Source organism: Vibrio sp. Isolate23 (genome assembly GCF_022398095.1).
GTDB lineage: Bacteria > Pseudomonadota > Gammaproteobacteria > Enterobacterales > Vibrionaceae > Vibrio > Vibrio coralliilyticus_A.
Genome location: NZ_JAKEUV010000002.1, coordinates 586058 through 608558 on the forward strand (window position 1 = coordinate 586058; position 22501 = coordinate 608558).

The 22501-nt window shown below is 44.4% G+C and carries 18 protein-coding genes; 5 read left to right on the forward strand and 13 right to left on the reverse strand.

What is annotated here, in order from left to right; genetic code table 11:
• Positions 1–84 precede the first annotated feature (84 nt).
• Positions 85–2859 carry an insulinase family protein gene (locus tag L1D31_RS09765; protein ID WP_239836877.1) on the forward strand — a complete coding sequence of 925 codons (2775 nt, stop codon included), beginning with the start codon at positions 85–87 and terminating at the stop codon, positions 2857–2859.
• Here the strand turns inward: L1D31_RS09765 and L1D31_RS09770 are convergent.
• Complete coding sequence (locus tag L1D31_RS09770) at positions 2851–3450, reverse strand: VOC family protein (protein ID WP_239836878.1); 600 nt, start codon at positions 3448–3450, stop codon at positions 2851–2853. The two genes, L1D31_RS09765 and L1D31_RS09770, sit on opposite strands and share 9 nt — an antisense overlap.
• A gap of 243 nt (positions 3451–3693) precedes the next feature.
• Between L1D31_RS09770 and argS the strand changes: the two genes are divergently transcribed.
• Positions 3694–5427: an arginine--tRNA ligase gene (argS, locus tag L1D31_RS09775; protein WP_239836879.1), complete on the forward strand. Its 1734-nt coding sequence runs from the start codon at positions 3694–3696 to the stop codon at positions 5425–5427.
• 100 nt (positions 5428–5527) lie between these two features.
• Positions 5528–5956: an HIT domain-containing protein gene (locus L1D31_RS09780; RefSeq protein WP_239836880.1), complete on the forward strand. Its 429-nt coding sequence runs from the start codon at positions 5528–5530 to the stop codon at positions 5954–5956.
• Between the two features lie 30 nt (positions 5957–5986).
• On the opposite strand, the gene L1D31_RS09785 is transcribed toward L1D31_RS09780, so the two are convergent.
• From L1D31_RS09785 to znuA, 5 genes are all read right to left on the reverse strand, one after another.
• Positions 5987–6217: a FeoC-like transcriptional regulator gene (locus L1D31_RS09785; RefSeq protein ID WP_239836881.1), complete on the reverse strand. Its 231-nt coding sequence runs from the start codon at positions 6215–6217 to the stop codon at positions 5987–5989.
• On the reverse strand, positions 6214–8490 hold the full coding sequence (feoB, locus tag L1D31_RS09790) for a Fe(2+) transporter permease subunit FeoB (RefSeq protein WP_239836882.1): 2277 nt from the start codon (positions 8488–8490) through the stop codon (positions 6214–6216). Before feoB ends, L1D31_RS09785 begins: the two co-directional genes overlap by 4 nt.
• Positions 8490–8717, reverse strand: a complete 228-nt coding sequence (locus L1D31_RS09795; RefSeq protein WP_239836883.1) for a FeoA family protein — start codon at positions 8715–8717, stop codon at positions 8490–8492. Before L1D31_RS09795 ends, feoB begins: the two co-directional genes overlap by 1 nt.
• Before the next feature lie 522 nt (positions 8718–9239).
• Entirely contained in the window at positions 9240–12575 is a 3336-nt protein-coding gene (locus L1D31_RS09800) for a helix-turn-helix domain-containing protein (RefSeq protein WP_239836884.1), read from the reverse strand.
• Positions 12576–12809: 234 nt separating this feature from the next.
• Entirely contained in the window at positions 12810–13682 is an 873-nt protein-coding gene (gene znuA / locus L1D31_RS09805; protein WP_239836885.1) for a zinc ABC transporter substrate-binding protein ZnuA, read from the reverse strand.
• Positions 13683–13764: 82 nt separating this feature from the next.
• Between znuA and znuC the strand changes: the two genes are divergently transcribed.
• Positions 13765–14550: a zinc ABC transporter ATP-binding protein ZnuC gene (gene znuC, locus L1D31_RS09810; protein WP_239836886.1), complete on the forward strand. Its 786-nt coding sequence runs from the start codon at positions 13765–13767 to the stop codon at positions 14548–14550.
• On the forward strand, positions 14543–15328 hold the full coding sequence (gene znuB, locus L1D31_RS09815; protein ID WP_239836887.1) for a zinc ABC transporter permease subunit ZnuB: 786 nt from the start codon (positions 14543–14545) through the stop codon (positions 15326–15328). The genes znuC and znuB overlap by 8 nt, the downstream gene beginning before the upstream one ends.
• A gap of 78 nt (positions 15329–15406) precedes the next feature.
• On the opposite strand, the gene purF is transcribed toward znuB, so the two are convergent.
• The 7 genes from purF to L1D31_RS09850 all read right to left on the reverse strand — a co-directional run.
• Complete coding sequence (gene purF / locus L1D31_RS09820) at positions 15407–16921, reverse strand: amidophosphoribosyltransferase (RefSeq protein ID WP_239836888.1); 1515 nt, start codon at positions 16919–16921, stop codon at positions 15407–15409.
• A 35-nt stretch (positions 16922–16956) separates the two neighbouring features.
• On the reverse strand, positions 16957–17448 hold the full coding sequence (locus tag L1D31_RS09825) for a CvpA family protein (protein WP_045975311.1): 492 nt from the start codon (positions 17446–17448) through the stop codon (positions 16957–16959).
• Positions 17449–17510: 62 nt separating this feature from the next.
• The gene (locus L1D31_RS09830) at positions 17511–18065 is read right to left on the reverse strand and encodes an SPOR domain-containing protein (protein ID WP_239836889.1); all 555 of its coding nucleotides are present in this window, start codon (positions 18063–18065) and stop codon (positions 17511–17513) included.
• The gene (gene folC / locus L1D31_RS09835; protein ID WP_239836890.1) at positions 18066–19331 is read right to left on the reverse strand and encodes a bifunctional tetrahydrofolate synthase/dihydrofolate synthase; all 1266 of its coding nucleotides are present in this window, start codon (positions 19329–19331) and stop codon (positions 18066–18068) included.
• 45 nt (positions 19332–19376) lie between these two features.
• On the reverse strand, positions 19377–20303 hold the full coding sequence (gene accD / locus L1D31_RS09840) for an acetyl-CoA carboxylase, carboxyltransferase subunit beta (RefSeq protein ID WP_239836891.1): 927 nt from the start codon (positions 20301–20303) through the stop codon (positions 19377–19379).
• A gap of 177 nt (positions 20304–20480) precedes the next feature.
• Positions 20481–21275, reverse strand: coding sequence for a tRNA pseudouridine(38-40) synthase TruA (truA, locus tag L1D31_RS09845; protein ID WP_239836892.1), 795 nt, complete (start codon positions 21273–21275; stop codon positions 20481–20483).
• Between the two features lie 91 nt (positions 21276–21366).
• Positions 21367–22501 (reverse strand): FimV/HubP family polar landmark protein (locus tag L1D31_RS09850; RefSeq protein WP_275666099.1); only part of this gene is annotated, 1135 nt, incomplete at its 5' end.

Genomic DNA, 22501 nt, shown 5'->3' on the forward strand with positions numbered 1-22501 from the left:
GCTTATATTTCTCAAAGAGATAGTTGGCACTCATCCACATCGCGTACATACTAATACCTAAGCACCTTCAGCGGAGAAATACTTGTGCACATAAGCCCCAATGACACCAACCAATATCGCTACCTCACGTTGGAAAACGGGCTTAGAGTGTTAGCTATTCAAGATAAAGACGCGCAAAAATCAGCTGCAGCGTTAGCCGTCAATGTTGGGCACTTTGATGATCCAATGGATCGTCAAGGTCTTGCTCATTACTTGGAACATATGCTGTTTTTAGGGACAGAAAAATACCCTAAAGTTGGTGAATTTCAAAGTTACATTAACCAACATGGTGGCAGTAATAACGCATGGACTGGTACCGAACATACTTGCTTCTTTTTTGACGTCACACCTTCGGCTTTTGCCGATAGCCTCGACAGGTTTAGTCAATTTTTTACCGCCCCACTCTTTAATCATGAGGCGCTCGACAAAGAACGCCAAGCGGTTGAATCTGAATACAAACTCAAACTAAACGACGACTCTCGAAGGCTGTATCAGGTCCACAAGGAGCTCGTCAATCCGAAGCATCCATTTGCCAAGTTCTCTGTGGGCAACCTAGAGACATTAGGTGACCGCGGCGGTCAATCTATTCGAGATGAAATCGTTGATTTCCATTATCAGCAATATTCCGCTGACTTAATGACATTGACTGTCATGGGCCCACAGTCGTTAGACGAACTAGAAAGTTGGGTCACCAAAAAGTTTTCAGCCATACCGACTCACAATCTCGCGGGTAAATCAATCGACGTCCCTTATACCGATGAAAACTCCACCCGTATCTTGGTCAATGTCGAACCGATTAAAGACATTCGCAAACTGATTTTGACCTTTCCCATGCCATGTATGGATGAACATTACCGTCAAAAGCCTCTGTCTTACTTTGCTCATCTTCTCGGCTACGAAGGTAACGGCAGCCTGATGCTCGAACTCAAAGAAGCCGGATGGATTACTTCCCTTTCAGCTGGTGGCGGAACCAGCGGAAGTAACTATCGAGAATTTACGGTTAGCTGCGCGTTAACCGCAGAGGGTATAGATCATGTTGACGATATTGTTCAAGCTATATTCAGTTATTTATCGCTACTAAGCCGTGAAGGTTTTGACGAGTGGCGCTACCTTGAGAAGCAAGCCGTATTGGAATCTGCATTCCGCTTTCAAGAACCCACCAGGCCACTCGATCTTGTCAGCCATTTAGTAGTTAATATGCAGCACTATGCGCCAGAAGACACCGTCTATGGCGATTTTATGATGACTGAATATAATGAAACACTGCTCAGAGGCCTTCTGCAATACCTAACGCCGGAGAATTTGCGTGTCACGCTTATTGCTCAAGGCTTATACTATGATAAACAAGCTCAGTGGTACGCATCTCCTTATTCAGTGTTACCGTTTTCATCGGAACAGTTAGCCAAATATAAAACGCCAAGCGACTTGAACTTCGCGCTTCCGCCTAAAAATCCTTTTATCTGTTATGACTTAGATCCTCAACCTGTTGAAGCCCTTTCTGACATTCCAGAAGTGATAGAAGAGCTACCAGGGTTTAAGCTATGGCACTTACAAGATCATGAATTCAAGGTACCTAAAGGGGTCATATACGTCGCGATAGACAGTCCTCACGCCGTCGCTAACCCCAGAAATATTGTGAAAACTCGCTTGTGCGTGGAAATGTTCCTCGATTCTTTAGCCAAAGAAACTTATCAAGCTGAGATCGCAGGTATGGGTTACAACATGTATGCCCACCAAGGTGGAGTAACCCTAACACTTTCAGGCTTCAGTAAGAAACAACCAGAATTAATGAAGATGATCTTGGAGCGCTTTGCCAAACGTGACTTCAGTGCAAAACGCTTTGATACCATTAAGAATCAATTATTGAGGAATTGGCGGAACGCGGCACAGGATAAACCTATCTCGCAACTTTTCAACGCTATGACGGGCCTGTTACAACCAAACAACCCTCCTTACGCTGATTTGCTCGAAGCCTTGGAAACCATCCATATGGAAGAATTGGCTGAATTTGTGCAGGCAATACTCGCTGAGTTGCATGTCGAAATGTTTGTCTACGGAGACTGGATTCGCTCTGATGCTATCCATCTTGGGACAACACTGAAAGACGCACTTAGAGTACACAACCAACAGTACGAAGAAGCACTGCGCCCTCTAGTGATGCTTGGCAAAAATGGGACTTTCCAGCGTTCAGTGGAGTGTAACCAAGAAGATTCAGCAATTGTCGTTTATTACCAATGCGATGATATAGAGCCACGCAATATTGCTCTGTATTCGCTGGCTAACCATTTGATGTCCGCAACTTTTTTTCATGAAATAAGAACCAAGCAACAGCTGGGTTATATGGTAGGAACAGGGAACTTACCACTCAATCGTCATCCAGGTATTGTGCTCTATGTACAATCACCCAATGCCGCACCTATCGATCTAATCAGTTCCATTGATGAATTTCTCAATGCTTTCTATATGGTGCTGCTTGAGCTGAATGAGTACCAATGGCATAGCAGCAAGCGAGGACTATGGAATCAGATCGCGACACCTGACACGACACTAAGAAGCCGAGCTCAACGCCTTTGGGTTGCGATAGGTAACAAAGACGATAACTTCAACCAGAAAGAAGTGGTATTAGAGGAACTGAAAACCTTAACACGTGCAGATATGATCCGCTTTGTTGTCAATGAGCTCAAGCCACGGACAGCAAACCGACTCATCATGCACACCCAAGGAAATGCACATCATGAGTCAGCACCACTGGACTTAGGCCTAGAAATAGGCTCAATAGAAGAGTTTCAACTTAGACCGAAGGATATTGACTTAGGCTGATTGTTCAGACTCGACAATTGTCTTCAATGAATGGGGGTGAAGCTTAATACACACACCCTCATACTTAAACGCCACTGTGGGGTTATTGAGCCGCTCACCCTCACCTTTCGGGCTAGATAACTTGATCTTCACTCCCTGCTCACTTAACTGTTCCCATTGCTTCGCCATTTCTGGCTGTAGGCCCTTAATCTCCTGTAGATATTCATCTGCGGTTTGTGCCTGTGACGGGACAACAAACTCAACATGTTCCCAACTCTGTTGTGGGTAGCGTTTTCCCTCGGCCGGGTAAGGTAGCTCTAAGCATTCGATTGACCAATTTAACGCCTTCAATGGCTCAGTGAATTCAATCACTATGATCGGGCGGCCATTTATCACCGCATTTGATATTTCACAGCCTTCTTTTAACCATTCTTGATGAGCCAGTTTTGCCAATTCCAAGTCATTGATACGTAATGCGATATGATCCGCCTGAAAAGGACGTAAATTAATATGCAGCTTTTCGCTTAAACCTTGAATTTTATGCATAAAATCTTCAATCTTGCCTTTCATTTGTGAAGGCATCAATTCAGCATCCAATAGTCTTTGAGACATTTTCATTTATCCAAAACGTTGATTTTTCCGCAATACTAGCAAGAACCTAAGGAAAAGTAGAAAATTTCCCAGTTCACTCCCTATAAGAGAGGCAATAAAGTTGGTATTATGTGCGCCAATTTATGAACTCTACAGAGATATGCATTTATTCCGCTAGAGTGGATATTATTCAGCCATAGCCATTGACTAAACTGAATATTTATATGCATATCCAACCAATTCCCAGAATTGAAGGAAGCGCGTGTGAATATCCAAGCACTTATTAACGACAAAGTATCTCAGGCTCTAGAAGCCGCTGGCGCACCGGCAGGTAGCCCTGCTGCAGTTCGCCAATCAGCAAAGCCTCAGTTTGGTGATTACCAAGCAAACGGCGTCATGGGTGTTGCTAAGAAACTCGGTACCAACCCACGCGAATTTGCTCAAAAAGTACTGGATGTTCTGGACCTTGATGGCATCGCTAGCAAAACAGAAATTGCTGGCCCAGGTTTTATCAACATCTTCTTGAGCGAAGAATTCCTTGCTAAACAAGCTGAGTCCGCACTATCTGACTCTCGCCTTGGTGTTGCAGCTGAAGCGCAAAAAACTATTGTTGCTGACTACTCTGCGCCAAACGTGGCGAAAGAAATGCACGTTGGCCACCTGCGCTCAACTATTATCGGTGACGCCGTTGTGCGCACACTTGAATTTTTAGGCCATAAAGTCATTCGTGCTAACCACATCGGTGATTGGGGTACTCAGTTTGGTATGCTGATTGCGAACCTTGAGCGAGTGCAAAAAGAGTCTGGCGAAATATCAATGGAACTCGCTGATCTAGAAGCTTTCTATCGTGAATCGAAAAAGCTGTACGATGAAGACGAAGAGTTTGCGCTAAAAGCTCGTAATTACGTGGTAAAACTACAAAGTGGTGATGAATACTGCGCTGAGATGTGGAAAAAACTGGTGGATGTCACCATGATCCAAAACCAGCGCAACTACGATCGTCTTAATGTCTCTCTAACTCGTGAGAACGTAATGGGTGAGAGCATGTACAACGGCATGCTTCCTGGCATTGTGGCAGACCTGAAAGAACAAGGTCTTGCACAAGAAGATGACGGTGCACAAGTTGTGTTCCTTGAAGAGTACAAAAACAAAGACGGCGAGCCTATGGGTGTGATCATCCAGAAGCGTGACGGCGGCTTCTTGTACACCACTACCGATATCGCTTGTGCGAAATACCGCTACGAAACGCTAGGTGCAGACCGCGTGCTGTACTTTATTGACTCTCGCCAGCACCAACATTTGATGCAAGCTTGGACTATCGTTCGTAAAGCGGGCTATGTGCCAGAAGAGGTCACTCTTGAGCACCACGCTTTCGGTATGATGCTAGGTAAAGATGGCCGTCCATTTAAGACACGTGCAGGTGGCACAGTTCGTCTGGCGGACCTACTAGACGAAGCAGAAGAACGTGCAATCAAACTTATCGAGTCTAAGAACCCAGACTTAGAAACAGCTGAAAAGCAAAACATCGCGAACACGGTAGCGATGGCTGCTGTTAAGTACGCAGACCTGTCTAAGCACCGTACGACTGACTACGTGTTTGACTGGGATAACATGCTGGCCTTTGAAGGCAACACCGCCCCATACATGCAGTACGCTTACACGCGCGTTGCATCTATTTTTGCTAAAGCGGGCATCTCAATGGATGAGTTAGGGGGCGACATTAAGATCACCGAAGAGAAAGAGAAATCTCTTATCGCCAAGCTACTTCAATTTGAAGAAGCCGTGCAGTCAGTTGCTCGTGAAGGTCAACCACACATCATGTGTAGTTACCTATTCGAACTTGCTGGCCAATTCTCAAGCTTCTATGAAGCATGCCCAATTCTGAACACAGAAGATGAGTCTGTTAAACAGAGTCGTCTGAAGCTGGCAGCACTGACGGCGAAGACCATCAAACAAGGTCTTTCTCTGCTAGGTATTGATACACTAGAACGTATGTAAGCTAGGGCTTTAGCGATAGAAAATAAAGGTTGATGTGAAAGCATCAACCTTTTGTTTTTTCTGGCGTATACTGGCAAAAAAATACTAATAGGAATGAATCATGAGTTTTGAACTCCATCCACAACTGACAAAGGATACTAGCGTCATCGGTCACTTTCCTTTGACTATTGCTCTGCTCCACAAGGACAACGCTGTTCCTTGGGTGATTCTTGTCCCTAAACGGGCAAATCTTAAGGAGCTGCACCACCTGCCAATGCAAGATCAACAACAGTTCTTACTCGAATCACAAGCAGTAAGCCAAGCATTAGAAGCAACGTTTCGCCCAGATAAACTCAACTTAGGTGCGCTTGGAAATATGGTCCCACAGCTGCATATTCATCATATCGCTCGCTTCAAAGACGACATCGCTTGGCCCGGTCCCATTTGGGGTAACACCAACGGCGTGTTTCGTTCTGAGGAAGAACAACAAACCATGCTTTCTCGCATTCAAAACGTACTATCACTAAGTAGTCTGTTTCGAAAGGCATAAAAAAATGCCGCTGTTATCCAGCGGCATTGTTTACATTGTAACCGTGAGAGCAATCCCATCCGAACAATTCGCGGAGTAACGCACTCTCATCACCCTGTGAGCTTTATTCGTATCAACCAGTCTAGAGATCTGACCCTTCCTGATCCATACCGCCAGCATAGCATCGACACCATCCTCACTCAGCGCAAATTTCTTAGCAAGCTCTCTCTGACTTACACAGCCCTGCTGTTCGATGTACTGTTTCAGCTCTCTCAGGATCATGCTGTTTGTGTCTCCACATATAGTGTTTGTTTCTCACCTGCAGTTTTAAGAGCGCGGTACGTTACCAAGGAGGCAAGTAGGATGCCTGCAATCCACGCTGAGCTATAAACAGGATGATCAGCAAAATGCATGACTTGGTAATATAAGACTGCACCACCATAAGCTAAGCCCATTGTCCACGCAGCAATAAAACGCGCATACTTTTGACCAAACTCTCGCACATAAGCTCCCATAGCTGCCACACAAGGGGTGTAAAGCAGGATGAAGATCAAATAAGCAAAAGCCGCATGACTCGATGCAAAGTGCTGATTCAAGTTGCCAAAAATCGAGGCATCCACTTCCTGTTCCTCAGCAACCGTAGAGCTATCCGTTAAGTCACCGACTTCGATACCCAGTGGATCTGAATAGCTTAACCCTGCTAGATTATCAGGAATCGACATCACCGCCTCTTCTAAACTCGCCATCAAGTTAAACTCGGCTTCTTCACCTTCACTAGGCGCATAGAGATTATTCAGCGTACCTACAACCGCCTCTTTTGCGAAAATACCAGTAATGATACCTACCGTTGCTGGCCAGTTATCTTCTTTGACACCAATAGGAGCAAATACAGGTGTCACAACCTGAGAAACTTTAGACAATACGGATGTTTCACTGTCTTCATTACCAAATGAACCATCTGTACCAACAGAATTAAGAAAGCTGAGAATGGTGACCACAACGACAATGGTTTTGCCAGCCCCTAAAACAAATCGCTTAAGTTTCTGCCATGTTTTGATCAGAACATTTTGTACTGTAGGTAGCTCGTAATCTGGCATTTCCATCACTAAGCTATCGCTTGACCCCGGATAAAGTGTGTGCTTCAACACGAGCCCTGTAAAAACAGCGGCTACTATGCCCAGCAAATACAATGCAAACACAATATTTTGACCACTTTCTGGGAAAAATGCGGCAGCAAACAAAGCATATACCGGCAAGCGGGCACCACAGGACATAAATGGTGCCATTGATGCCGCTAACTTACGTTCGCGCTCTTGATCTAGGGTACGTGTCGCCATGATTGCCGGTACATTACACCCAAAGCCAAGTACTAGTGGAACAAATGCTTTGCCCGGTAAACCAATTTTTTGCATCACTTTATCAAGTACAAACGCTGCACGTGACATGTAGCCCGAGCTCTCAAGAACGGCAAGGAAAAGATAAAGGCAGGCAATCACTGGAATAAAGGTTGCCACCGTCTGAATCCCCCCACCAACGCCATCAGCAACTAAGGTGACAAGCCAAACAGGAAGGTGTTCGTCGAGTAAATAGTGCCCTCCATCAACCAATAAGGCACCAACACCAATATCAAAGAAATCAATGAACGCACTTCCGATGTTAATTGAGAACATAAACATCAGATACATAACCACAAAGAAAAACGGCACTCCAACCCACTTATTCAGGATGACGTTGTCCACCTTTTCGGTAAAACTATGACTGAGCTTTCCTTCTGTTCGGCGCACCCTTTTACACTGTTCATGTAAGAAGGTGTACTTAGTGTCGGCAACTAATAAATCAATATCCAGCTCTATCGATTGCTGAACATTGGCAATCATACTTCTCTCCTCTGAAGAGAGGCTATTGAGTACAAGCAAGTCTTGCTCTAATGCGCGAATTGAAAGCGCTCTTGCAGATACTTCAGAGTGGTTTTCAAAAATAGGTTGGATCTGCTCGATTGCATATTCAAAATCTGATTGGTAATGGATATTCAGCTCATCCAGCGCTACACCTTGGACAACAGCTTTATGTAAACGCTCTTTAAAGCGTTGAACCTGCCCATTATTATTCGCTGATAGCGCAAACACCGGACAACCCAACACTTTTTCTAGCGCTTTAATATCGATCGTCTGGCGTTCTCGTTTTAAGGCATCCATTTTATTTAGCACGACCATCATAGGTCTGCCTAATTCACGTAGTTGAAGCGTCATATACAAGCTGCGCTCTAAACAAGTCGCATCAACAACATTAATAATCAGGTCCGATGGATGAGTTAAGACGGCACGAGAAGCAATGGACTCATCGATACTGTTACCATCATTGCCACTATCAAGCGCATAAATACCGGGTAAGTCAGTCAGCATGAATTCATCACCTGAATGGCGATATCGACCTGTTTTCTTTTCGACCGTAACTCCAGCCCAGTTACCGACTTGCTGCTTCGCCCCAGTCAGACCGTTAAACAGCGTGGTTTTGCCACTGTTTGGATTACCAACGGTTAAAATGTGGTACTTCATTAGCTAGCCTCCACAAGAATAGCGTTCGCAATATTGGTTCTCACCGCTAAAGAAACGCCACGCACTTCAACTTGAAGCGGATCGCCCATTGGCGCTTTGCGGATAAGCGTAACTGGTGTTTGCGGCAATAACCCCATAACCATGAGTTTTTTTCGGACATCGCTTGAAAGCTCAGAGAAACCAGTAATGGTTGCTTTTTGTCCTTGTGTTAGATCTGACAGTTTCATAGACAGGCCAATTAAAGATAAAAATGAGAAATATTATTATTAAGAATTTAGATATTAGCCCGTGTGAAATTTTTAAATCTTGTCTGAAATCAAACATTACATTTATGGAACGTCACTTTCGTTAATTAAAGCCTCGTTAAATCCGTTAAAAGCCATAATCAATGTCACTTAATCAGCTAGTTTCATTGAGTTCCTTTCATTCAAAAACAAAATAAAACAATAAATATCAAAAACTTAAACCAAGTGTCGTTTTTGTCATGTAACCTTGGCGTTAATTTTATAAGTAAAATAAGTCGATAGTTTTATAGTTAACCACGTCGACGAGGAAAGCTTCTTGAAGACATTGAATTCCAGAGGTGGTGCTACCGCACCACTCCGGCAGCAAGCGAAGGTGTCATTGACACCCGTGGTATAGTCCCCCCGGCTATACCACGATATTTTTTTCATCACGCATCACGCAGAGTGTTCAATCAAACAACCTCAACACAACTCTTTTTACTTAATGCAGAGAATCGCCTTAGATTACTGTTCTTGTTCTTCAATGAACTGAGAAGGGGAAACACCAAAACGATGTTTAAATCGCTGGCTGAAATAGGAAGGGTCATTAAACCCGCACTCGAATGCGACATCAGAGATCTTCTCTCCTGCAAGTAAACGTCGGCATGCATAGTCCAAACGCACCTCCGTGACGTAGTCCATAAACGTACGTTGTGTGGCGGTCTTAAATCGACGTTGCAAACTGCGTTCTGATACAAACATCTGCTTAGCGGCCAGAGCCGTGCCAAATTCTGGGTCTGAATAGTGTTTTATAACCAGCGCTTCGAGTTTTTCAACCCATGGATCTTTCTCTTTAGATTGCTCTTCGAATAATCCTGTATCAGTCAGATGAACGATCGAATTTTCTTCAAACTCATTACCTACAGGCCACACGCACTCGAGCAAATTTCTCTCATTTGAACTATATCGATGGAAACAACCTCCACTTTCTTTGACGAGAGACTCGATCTCATTCCATAGTTCTTCAGCTGATACTGAATCGTCATCAAGCTTTTTACCTTGTTCAGTGATAGAGAAATGGACTTTTCCATCTTCGACGCGGCAAGCCATCAAAACGACTTGTCCGCGATATATACGTTTGATCAGATTATCAATCAGAAGATTAAACACACTATCCAAGTTAAACACGTCGAGCGTGACGTAAATGTCTTTATCTTGATCCGAACTTATCTCAACAGATAGACCGGCTTTATTCAGTTCGTCTCGCCAACCATCCAACGCTGAGCGCAATACCAGAGACAAGTTGTATACTGGCAAGGCATCACCATTTGCCGCACGCACATTGAGGAGCAAGTCTAATTCATGAATCATAAAGCTCATGAGTTGTTGCTTCCCTTGCTCTGATTCGGAAATGACTTGAGCTGTACAGCTTTGCAATCTTTCACGCAACGATTGCACCGACTGGCGGTAAAGAATACGCCTTATTTGGAGCTGCTTTCTTAATTGATCGTTGTTAGTGAGTAAAATTCGGCTTTGATGACGCAACTGGTTCGTCTTCAATGCAATCTGTGATTTTAACTCTTTATTCGTTCTCGCCATTATTCGTGAACGCCAATAAATTACTATCGCTAACAAAACTAAAGTAAGGGCAATATATGACAAGATCGCATACCCGCGTAAATACCAAGGCTCTTCAACCGAGAACACGAACGGATCGATCGCGCTTTGAGCCATGCCATTGCTGACCACTCGTGCTTCAAGTGCATAATGTCCTGGAAGAATATGCTCAATGGTTAGCTTCATTCCCTCAAGATCTTGCCACTCTTCCTGAGATCCGAGCCGGTATTGAAGCGCGACATGACTCACCTGAGGCAACACTCCAAACTGAAAAGCAATTGGCTGCCCATACTTTACATGTGGAGCATTGAATAGGCTTCCACCAAGAGAAAATAGCTCTTGATTAGCAGTGACTTGGCTAATAATGGCCTGTACTTTCGGCGGATGACTCATACTCAGGCTTTGGGTATCAACCTTGACCAAGCTTAGCCTAGAGCCAAGTAAGAGGTTTCGCTGACTTTCTGAGCCTAGACTGCATAATCCTGATAGGAATTCGTTGTTTACTAACCCCAATGGCTCACCAAAATGTGCTGCAATTTCCCCATTGCTTGTATAACGAGTGAGCCCTGCAGAAGAAGTCATCCAAATACCTTTCCCATTTCTAAGCAGACACTTAGGGGTAATATGGTTCTCTACCATACCTAGAGGTTCGAGTTGGAAACTAGCTAGATCTAATCGGTACAAACCGTAAGTACTCGCTACCCAAACTTCCCCTGTCTTACCTTCCTCTATGCTCACAACTCGCCCAAAGTGTTCCGAATCATCAATATAATGAATCTGACCATCAATCAGAACATAAGCGCCATGATCAGTACCAAGTACCAAACTGCCATCATCAGTAACGGACATCTGAGTAAGTTGTGCTGGCAAGTACTGATTCAGCATCCAATCTGAGCCATATTGCACCAGCTCACGATTGTTTGTATCGAAACGCCATAACTTATGGTCGCTGGCCCCCCAGACTCGACCTTGCTTATCCAGTTCTAGCAATTCAACCGATGAAGTCTTTAAAAAATTGGGTAAACTGTCTTTGAGCAATGCACCAGATACACTATCAATGCAAATGATGCCATTGTCAGTGGCTAGCCACAGCGTACCGTTATGCTCAATGACATTATTCACTCTGCCTTTATATACCAGTTTTCTGGAAGGTCTGTTATTGAGTTTAAGGGTATACACGCCCACACTGGTCACCATCCAAAATCCGCCTCGACTGTGCATATTCTTTAGCTGAATCAGCTTTTCCGACGTAGAGCCATGGTTGATCATCAAATTTGGAAAGCGTTGAAAATGATGAGAAAACAAGGAAAAGTAATGAATTCCCCTCTCCGTAGCGATCCATATGCCGCCACGACGATCATTCAGCAATGAATAGACCTTTTCACCAGGCAAAGCATTGCTATACGTCAAGGTTCTCAAGGCATAGCGGCTCTCACTCGATCCGAAAGAATAAACCTGTAAGCCTGATTCGGTGCCCAGCCAGTATCCATCTTCTGTCTCAGCAATACTGAGAACATGACCTCCTGGTATGCGTTTGAGCGGTCCGTTAGGATGACTAATACTGAAAAGGATGGCTCCGCTTCGAGTCCCAACAACCAACTCTTGTCGCTTCTCAGAAAAATAGAGCGTTTCGATGTGATTCTTTCCAGAGCGAGGAGCATGCTCAAAATGATCCCCATCTGACAAGTACACACCTGAATTTGTTGCTAAAACCCATTTTGATTTAATAAGTTTGGCATCCGTTATACTGATTTCTGCCGACTGATTATACTGATACAACTCCATTAAGGAGTATGAAGAAAAATCTCCGCTTTCAATATGATAGGTGTAAAAATTGGCAGTATCGGATACCCAAACATAACGTCCGGAAACCCCTATCCGTAAAATTTCCGTACCAGGTGTAAGACTAAACATGAGTTCTCGTGACTTACTCGGAGTAGTACGATAAATCTCATTACCAGCAAAAGACCAAAATGCATTATCGAGAAACGCAATATGTACTGGATTAAACTCAAGTGCGGAGCCTGATTTAGGCAAGATGTTTTGACCGTCAAAAAATAGCACTTGATTCCTGACATCCTGAAACCAAATACCACCATTTTCGGCAAGAAAAAGCTCTTTTGCCGCAAATGCCTTCCCCTTAGCCTGTGTCGGTAAGGGATAAAAGACCGATAAAGGAAGATCCATAGCGACGGCTAAACGAGCTATAAAATATAGTGCCAGAAAGCAAACGGCTCTTTTCACTCACAATTCCCTTGCATCCGCAGCCACAATACTCCAATAAGAGTGACAACATGGCTGCTTGATTGACGATATCCAGTTCTATGTAGACAACGTCATTAAATTATTTTGTGCCAATAATTATCTTGTATTTAGACGGATAAACAAGATGTTGCTTCAAAGAATCCAGCTTTTCTTCTTCAATTAAATCGAAAAAGGGAAGCATGGCACTTCCCTAGGTTATTCATTAACCGATGTTTACTGGCTCAAACACTCCGTAAAGCTGTCGGTAATGGACTGAATGAAAGTAAAGTAGCTACCAGGCCCAACTGGAATATCAGATCCGATAGGATCAAGAATACCTTGCTTTGCTTGGCTTCCTCGAGTCACCGAATTCACAACTGCTGGAGTAAATTGAGGTTCAGAAAAGACACATTTAGCATCTCCTTTCGCTAATGCTTTTTTTATTTTTATCAGAGTCTTAGCTCCCGGTTTTCTTTCGGGGCTTACCGTGAATTCACCTAAATGATTCAACCTATAATGCTGTTCAAAGTAACCATAGGCGTCATGGAAAACGTAGTAACCAACATCCTTAATAGGCTCAAGTGCCGCACGCCACTTCTTGTCGTACTCATTCGAGTTGTTTATGAACGATTGATAGTTGGCCTGATATGTTTCTTTGTTTTTAGGATCTAACTCACCTAGCTTTTCACTTATCGCTTCTGCCACTTGTATACTCTGCTCATAACCAAGCCAAAAATGTGGGTCATGCGAACCGTGGTTGTGACCATCATGATCATGATGACTGCCATCAAATTCACGCAACGCTAAGCCCTCAATTTCACTGACCGTCAGCACATTTCTCTGTCCTTCTAAAACCTTAGATAGAAATGGCTCTAAATCATGACCAAACCAAATGACTAAATCTGCTTTTCTGATCCTTTTCACATCAGAAGGTTTCAACGCATAGTCATGGGGAGAGGTATTTGAATCAAGCAATAATTCTGGCTCAGAAACACCTTGAGTGATCTCATAGGTAATCATTTGAATCGGCTTGATACTAGTCAATATCTCGCTAGCATTAGCACTACCTATCACAAAAATGGATAACAAAGGAATTAGATGTTTCATAAATCAATACCACTACTCTCTGGCGTTAAAGTTTGACAAATGTTACATTATAACAATAGTTATTTGCAAATGAGTTCCATTCATGTCGGCATTAGTCGAACTTCAACAAGTTTGCGTTCAGTTTGGTGAGCGTAAAGTTCTCGATAATATCAGCCTCAACATCAAACGAGGCGAGATAACCACTTTAATTGGCCCCAATGGCGCAGGAAAATCGACACTTGTAAAAGTGCTTTTAGGCCTTCAAAAAAAGTTCACAGGCTCCGTAAAACGATCCAAGGGCTTGAAAATTGGTTATGTCCCACAGAAGCTCAGGCTTAATGACTCACTCCCTCTAAACGTTAAACGCTTTATGAAGCTGGCAGGTAAATACAGCGAACAAGAATTACAAGATGCGCTAAAGCTTGTCGGCGCAGAGCACCTGATAAAGTCTAATATGCACTCGCTATCGGGAGGAGAGAATCAACGCATTCTACTGGCAAGGGCTTTGTTACAACGGCCTGATCTATTAGTACTGGACGAGCCAGCTCAAGGGGTCGATGTTCAAGGACAGATTGATTTGTACGATTTGATTGACACCATTCGCCATCGCTTTAGCTGTGCTGTATTCATGGTCTCGCACGACTTGCATCTAGTGATGGCAAAAACGGATGATGTGATCTGTTTGCATCATCATATTTGTTGTTCAGGAGCCCCTGCCGATATCACCAAACACCCAAGCTATATTGCTTTATTCGGTGAAGTGCGTAGTGAATATCTAGCCTTCTACCATCACCAGCATCAACACCATCATCATGATCTCGCGGGTGATCCCGTTTCAGGTGAAGCGTCTACTTGTTCCCATCATTCACACGGTCATCACCATGATTGAGTTTTTGTTACCTTCTATTCTAGCCGGCCTTGGCATCGCAGCTATCGCTGGCCCGCTTGGTTCGTTTGTCGTCTGGCGCAAGATGGCCTACTTTGGCGATACCTTAGCACACGCATCACTGATGGGGCTTGCTCTTGGCTTCTTACTCGACGTCAATCTTTATTTTGCTTTGATCGTCTGCTGTCTTGCACTCGCTTTCATTTTGGTAGCGCTGCAAAGACAGCAATTAGTCGCCACTGACACCTTGTTAGGCATTTTAGCTCACAGTGCACTCTCTTTAGGCTTAGTGGCGGTTAGCTTCCTAGACAATGTTCGTATTGATTTAATGAGCTACCTATTCGGTGATTTACTCGCAGTGACTCCCACCGATCTTGTTTATATCTATGCGGGAGCCGCGCTTGTGTCCGTCATATTGTTTTGTTTTTGGCGTTCACTGTTGGCCACAACGGTCAACGAAGATTTAGCTGCCGTTGAAGGGCATAATGTTGACTTAATGAGACTTATTCTGATGATTATGGTTGGTTTAGTCATCGCAATTGGTATGAAGTTTGTGGGGGCGCTCATCATGACATCGCTTTTAATAATTCCCGCAGCCACAGCGCGACGTTTCTCCAAGACACCTGAACAAATGGCGTTCATGGCCTCTTGTATTGGCGCAATAGCCGTTCTACTTGGATTAAGTTTGTCATGGCACTATGACACCCCAGCGGGCCCTTCCGTTGTCATCAGCGCAGCGGCCATGTTTATGTTGACCCAGTTATATCGTATCAGATACTAAAGATTGGAGATAAAAAGAAGGGCTGATGCATTGCATCAGCCCTTCTTTTTTATGTGTCGCTTGCAGCCAAAGCTCCCTCTAAGCCCCTTCGTTATGCAACTCAAGATTAGCCAAGTCCTGTTGAATCTCTCGCTGGATCTTAGCATCGTCACTACGCAAAGACTGTAGAAAGTCCAGATACTGCTGGTCAATATCACCCGTTACGTATTCACCATTAAAAACCGACGTTTCAAATTTGGTGATGTCTGTGTTGCCCATTCCAACAGCTTTCACTAGGTCATCCAGAGTTTGGAAAATCAACTCATCCGCACCAATTTGCTTACATATTGCATCGTTGTCACGCCCATGAGCGATGAGTTCATTCGCACTAGGCATATCAATGCCATACACATTAGGGAAGCGAATTTCAGGTGCGGCTGAAACCATAAAGACTTTCTTCGCGCCTGAATCACGTGCCATTTCAATGATTTGTTCTGATGTGGTGCCACGAACAATTGAATCATCAACAAGTAAAACATTTTTATCTTTAAATTCTGAACGAATTGCATTCAGCTTTCGACGTACCGACTTTTTACGTTGCTGTTGCCCCGGCATGATGAAGGTACGGCCAACGTAGCGGTTTTTCACAAACCCTTGACGGTAAGGTTTATCGATAGCTTGTGCGATCTGTAGTGCAATATCACATGAGGTCTCTGGAATCGGGATAACCACATCGATATCGAGATGACTGAAATCATCACGAATACGCTCACCTAACTTTTTACCCATCTCAACACGAGCACTGTAAACTGAAATCTTATCGATAAACGAGTCTGGACGTGAGAAATAGACAAACTCAAAAATACATGGATTCAAAGCTGGATTATCAGCACACTGCTTGGTATGTAACTGACCGTCAAAAGTTGCATAGATGGCTTCGCCCGGTGCTACATCACGAATGAAATCAAAGCCAACAGCATCCAGCGCCACAGACTCAGATGCCACCATATATTCAGTCGTATCTCCAACTACACGCTTACCCAAGCAAAGAGGACGGATTCCATTTGGGTCACGGAAAGCTATCATGCCGTGACCAATGATCATCGCTGATACTGCATAAGCACCGCGAATCGTGCGATGTACGTTCGTCACTGCGCGAAAAACATCTTCTGCTGTGACATTTCCCTTTACAGTATCAATCTCGTGAGCAAGCACATTGAGTAGAACTTCAGAGTCAGAGGTCGTATTCACATGACGGCGATCTTTCTCAAACAGTTTCTCACGCACTTCCGCTGAGTTAGTTAAATTACCATTGTGAGCGAGCGTAATACCAAAAGGAGAGTTTACATAGAAAGGTTGAGCTTCTGAAGCACTTGAGCTACCTGCTGTTGGATAGCGAACATGGCCAATTCCGACCGTTCCCTGAAGGCGTTGCATATGTTTAGCTTCAAACACATCCTTAACTAAACCATTCGCCTTCCTCAAACGAAAACGATTGCTTTCTATGGTACAAATACCCGCGGCATCTTGGCCACGATGCTGCAACACAGTCAGTGCGTCATAGATAGACTGGTTTACAGGCGTTGTACCCACGATTCCAACAATACCACACATGTCCTAATCCTCGATTTGCGACAATGGCTGGCGCGCTATAGCGCGCCAGATAAGAAACTCGATGTTGCTTGCAAGTGCTCGAAGAAAGGCGCAATGATACGGCTAAACTCTGGTACCAATTGCGAGCTTCTCCACCACTCTGAGTCTGGAAACGACGTAAACGCATCCATAAAAAATAATGCAGCAGAAACAATCAGGACACCGCGTAAGCCGCCAAAGACGACACCAAGTACTCTGTCTGTTCCCGACAAACCTGTTTTCTGTACCAACTGAGCAATGACATAGTTGACTATAGCCCCTACTATCAAAGTTGAAACAAACAAGGCTGCAATCGCTGCTCCGTTACGAAACATGTCGTCTTGGATATTGGAAAAGTACACCGCCAATTTTGCGTAGTACTGACTGGCGATAAAAAACGCCCCAAACCAGATAACCAAAGACAATGCTTCTTTTGCAAAGCCACGAATTAAACTGATCAATGCCGACAGGCCGATCACACTTAAAATGACAATATCTAACGAATTCATCTGTTCTTACATCTTAAGTTGGCGCGCATTTTAACAGAAAAAACGCTGACGCAAACGTTTTCTTATGGATTTAATGGCTTAAATTTGAGCAATCGACCTTTTGAACCAGTAATTTTCTCCAGTTCCACAACTTGTCTCTCTAACTTACTCTTTGAGATGTCAGGGCCGATAATGACACGAGTGAAGCCATTTTCGAGTTTGGTGTGTGCTTGATAACCACGCTTTTGAAGATCCTTGACTACGTTCTTCGCATTTTCAGCATTCTTAAGTGCCATCAGCTGAATTATCCAAGCACTGTCCTGATATTCGTTGCGTTCAGGAACCTCTTTAACTGCGACTGGGAGTGGTTCGTCATTCACTTTTTCAGCGGAAGCTGGAGCCTCAACTTCTTGTGCAATAACTTCAACCGGCGTTTCAGGCAGGCTTGCTGAATCATCTATCGGTTCTAAAACTTCAAAGCTTTCTACATCGCTATCAAGCTCTGGTTTAATAGGAATGCTAGCAATCTCTTCTTTGTAATGTGTTTTCTTACCATCGAGGACATCCGGTAATACGATGACGCCGATTGCGACCAGAATAATAGTGCCAACCAAGCGGTTTTGAAATTTACTCGCCATTTACTCTCCTTGGCTCTGCCAGTACTCAAGGACTTCACCCACTGTATGGAATGAACCCAATACTAAGATGACATCTTTACTCTGTGAGTTTGTCATCGCGGCTTTAAAGGCGTCAACAGGGCTATCATAACGCTGATTATTTTCAGGTAAGAAGACACAAAGTTCATCGGCACTCGCCGCTCTTGGACCTTGTAATGAGGCAGGGTACCACTGGCTAGCAATAGGCGATATAACTTCCAGAGTGGCTTTAATATCCTTGTCATGCAACATAGCGACAACAACGTGGACCTTCTTGCCGGAGTATTGTTCCTGAATTTGACCGAATAAATACTCTGCCGAGTGAGGGTTATGCGCAACATCAAGAATAATGGTTGGCTCTGTACTGACAATTTGCATTCTTCCAGGCAGCTGGGCTTCTCTTAACCCTTTGACAATATTTATATCGGAGATATCCAGATTTGCTGAAGCTAGCGCCATCAATGCGGTGGCTGCATTCTGCAGTGGCAAGCCAGGGATAGGAAGTGAGTCAAGTTCATAGGGGCCATGACTCCAACGCCAAGTATTCTCATCCTCAATGTGGTAGTTGTATTGGATTCCCACCTGAAACAACTCCGCACCAATATCATCAGCATGCGCTGCCACAGTAGATGGCGCTTTAGGCTGACCACAGATTGCAGGCTTACCACTTCGGTAAATACCTGCTTTCTCATAGCCAATCACATTAATGTCATCACCGAGCCAGTCAACATGGTCTACTGCTAAGCTGGTAATCACGGATACGTCGTGCTCAACAACATTCGTTGCGTCCAGTCTCCCGCCTAAACCAACTTCAAGTAAGACAATATCAACGTTTTCAGTTTGAAAGAGACGCAATGCTGCAAGTGTCCCATATTCGAAAAAGCTTAGACTAATATCACCGCGCTGATTTTCTATAAAGGCGAAAGCCTCAGTGTGCTTTTCATCCTCTAGATCTTGACCATTAATACGAACACGCTCGTTATAACGAATAAGGTGTGGCGAGCTATAGACACCAACAGAATATCCAGCATCAAGCAAAATAGCTTCCATCAGTGCACAGGTCGAACCTTTGCCATTGGTACCGGCAACAGTAATAACTTTTGGGGCAGGTTTAACTAGGTTGGCTTTTTCAGCGACAGTTTGGACACGCTCTAAGCCAAGGTCGATTGCAGAAGTGTGTATGGTGGTTAAATAATCAAGCCACATCGCAAGAGAGGATGTGGCTTGAGGAATTTGGGTTTGACTCATCTAACTCTAAACCAAGTAATTGTGGTTGTTTGTTAGTATGTTACTTTACCCTTTTTCGTCCGCTTCTGGTACAGAATAAGCAGCTTCATTTTGTGAATCGTTCACAGAAACTACCAGAGGCGAGGGTTGATTGGTCATTTTAGCGATCAAGCTCCCCACACGCTGGCGCATTTCGCGGCGATCAACAATCATGTCGATCGCACCATGCTCAAGCAAGAATTCGCTACGCTGGAAACCTTCTGGCAGATCTTCACGTACTGTCTGCTCAATAACACGGCGACCAGCAAAACCGATCAATGCTTTTGGCTCACCAATATTCACATCACCAAGCATCGCGAGACTTGCCGACACACCACCCATGGTTGGGTCTGTCATTACTGAGATAAACGGTAAGCCATTCTGAGAAAGACGCTCTAAAGCCGCACTCGTCTTCGCCATTTGCATCAGAGACATAAGTGCCTCTTGCATACGTGCACCACCGCTTGCAGAAAAACAAACTAAACCACAGTTGTTCTCTATCGCTGCCTCGACCGCGCGAACAAAACGAGCACCAACGACGGAGCCCATCGAACCACCCATGAACGAAAACTCAAATGCACAAGCGACGATAGGTAGACCTAACAGTTCACCTTTCATTACAACAAGCGCATCTTTCTCACCGCTACTCTTTTGTGCAGCAGAGATACGATCTTTGTATTTTTTCGAATCTTTGAACTTCAGCTTATCTTGTGGCTCAAGTTCATCCGCTAATTCTACGCGGTTGTCTTCGTCCAGAAATGTTTCAAGGCGACGACGAGCCTTCATACGCATGTGATGATCACATTTTGGACATACTTCTAGGTTACGCTCTAGTTCAGCGTGATAAAGCACTTGTTCACAAGACGTACACTTAGTCCAAACACCTTCTGGAATGGACGCTTTACGTGAACTAACAATGTTGCTTTTTTCTAAAATCTTTTCAAGCCAACTCATGGAAGACCTTTTTCTCTACATCGCCTCCGCACGGTGCGAAGGACAAAAATTCTGAATTTACGCGAGAGGATTAAAGCATATAAAATGCCAAGTGTAGACAAAAAACTGGTTGTACCTATTTCTTACACTAATATCTCACGCCCTAAAGAACTGATTAGTTGGACAATTTAACACGGTTTAGTTCAAATTGTCTGGCAAAAATAGTGGCCCAATAGGCACTCTCGGCAATCCAAACTCTTCAGGGTAATCCACATCTACCAAGTAGAGCCCCTCAGCCTTAGCGGTTGCACCTGCCAGTTTGCGATCTTTTACTTCCAACAGCCAGTTTAACCATTCAGGAGGCTGCTCGCCACGTCCAACACATATCAAGCTGCCGGTAATATTGCGAACCATGTGGTGAACAAACGCATTGGCTTTGATATCGATGACAACATACTGACCATGGCGAGTCACATTCAGATGCATCATATTTCGCCATGGACTTCTTGACTGACAATGCACGGCACGAAATGACGTAAAGTCATTTTCACCCAACAAGTACTGGCCCGCTTCGTGCATTTTTTCTGCATCAAGCTCACCATGATAATGACTCACTCCAGATGACAAAATACCTGGTCGCAGAGCACTATTGAATATGATATAGCGGTAACGACGAGCAGTCGCAGAAAACCGAGCATGGAACTCTTCAGGAACTTCTTTCGCCCATCGAACTGCAATATCGCTGGGTAGATTTGCATTAGCTCCCATTGTCCAAGCCACTGTTTTCCGGCTAGCAGTGGTATCGAAATGAACAACTTGCCCGGTGCCATGCACTCCCGCATCTGTACGACCTGCACACTGAACTTCTACTGGGTGGTTTGCTACGATGCTCAGTGCACGTTCAAGCTTTTCCTGAACACTTGTCACTTCTTTCTGACGCTGCCAGCCGAAGTACTGAGTGCCATTGTACTCAATACCTAATGCAATTCTCATCGGGGTGCTCTCTTAAAAAATTGGGCGGGAAGTATAAACATTTTTGCTCAAAAAGATAAAGGGGCTAACGCCCCCTTATTCGTGGAAAAGTTTACCTTCCGTTAATCGCATCAATCAGGTTTTTAGCCTCTCGACGAATTTCGTCACTACCATCAACAATTGCCTCTTCAAGCAGCTTGATTGCCCCTTGTGAATCGTTCATTTCAATGTAGATCTTCGCCAAATCAAGCTTACCTGCCGCTTCTGAGTTGTTATCGACATCAACATTACCTGTATCACCAATAACATCTGGGAAATCACTCAGCCCAACATCTAATTTCAGCTCTTCTTCCTGAAAGTCTTGCTGCTCTTCTTTCTCTACCTCAGCCATCAGCTCATCAATGGTTCGGAATTCTCCTTCCTGAGGATTGAAGTCCCCCAGCTCTTCTTGATCTTCCCAGTTTTCATCAAGAATCTGAGCTTGTTCTGGGCGGTTATTTTCATCCCATACGCCCTGCTCGTCTTCCGGGATATCATCGTTGATCTGAGCTTGCTGCTCAGGAGAAAGGCTGAAACCATTCCAATCTTCTCCTCCTACCTCCAACATAGCTTCGATATCCATACCAGCGCTATCAGAAGTCAGAGTATCAGGAGACTCAAAATCGAAGTTAGCCGCTTGATTTGGCTCTTCTTCTGCAAGGAGCTCATCGAAAGCATCTTCATTATACTCGTGATTAGCTAACTCTTGTGCAGCCTCAGATGGAATCTCACCCAAAGACGGAAGTTCCAAATCATCGAGTTTAAAATCGACTTCTTCTGAGCCAGAGTCGTCCGCTTCAGCCAACGCATCTTGCTCATCAAATTCTGGAAGGTCCTGATCGTCGATCTTCGAATCATGTCCTTCTCCTTCAGAAGCACTATCAGAAGCCCCAACATCCCCAAATGTAGGAATATCCAGATCATCCAAGTCCAAAGCTTCACCGGATACACTCGAAGCACTGGATTGGCCTTCAAGGTCCGATTCTTCACCAACATCGGCGAGTGCATCCTCTTCGCTGTACTCAGGTAGGTCTAAATCATCCAGCTCTAGCGACGCTTCGGCTTCCACTGGCGCTTCAGGCTCGGACTCTTCCGCCACATCCGCCAGTGCATCTTCTTCACTGTACTCAGGAAGGTCTAAATCATCCAGCTCTAGCGACGCTTCAGCTTCCACTGGCGCTTCAGGTTCGGGCTCTTCCGCTACATCC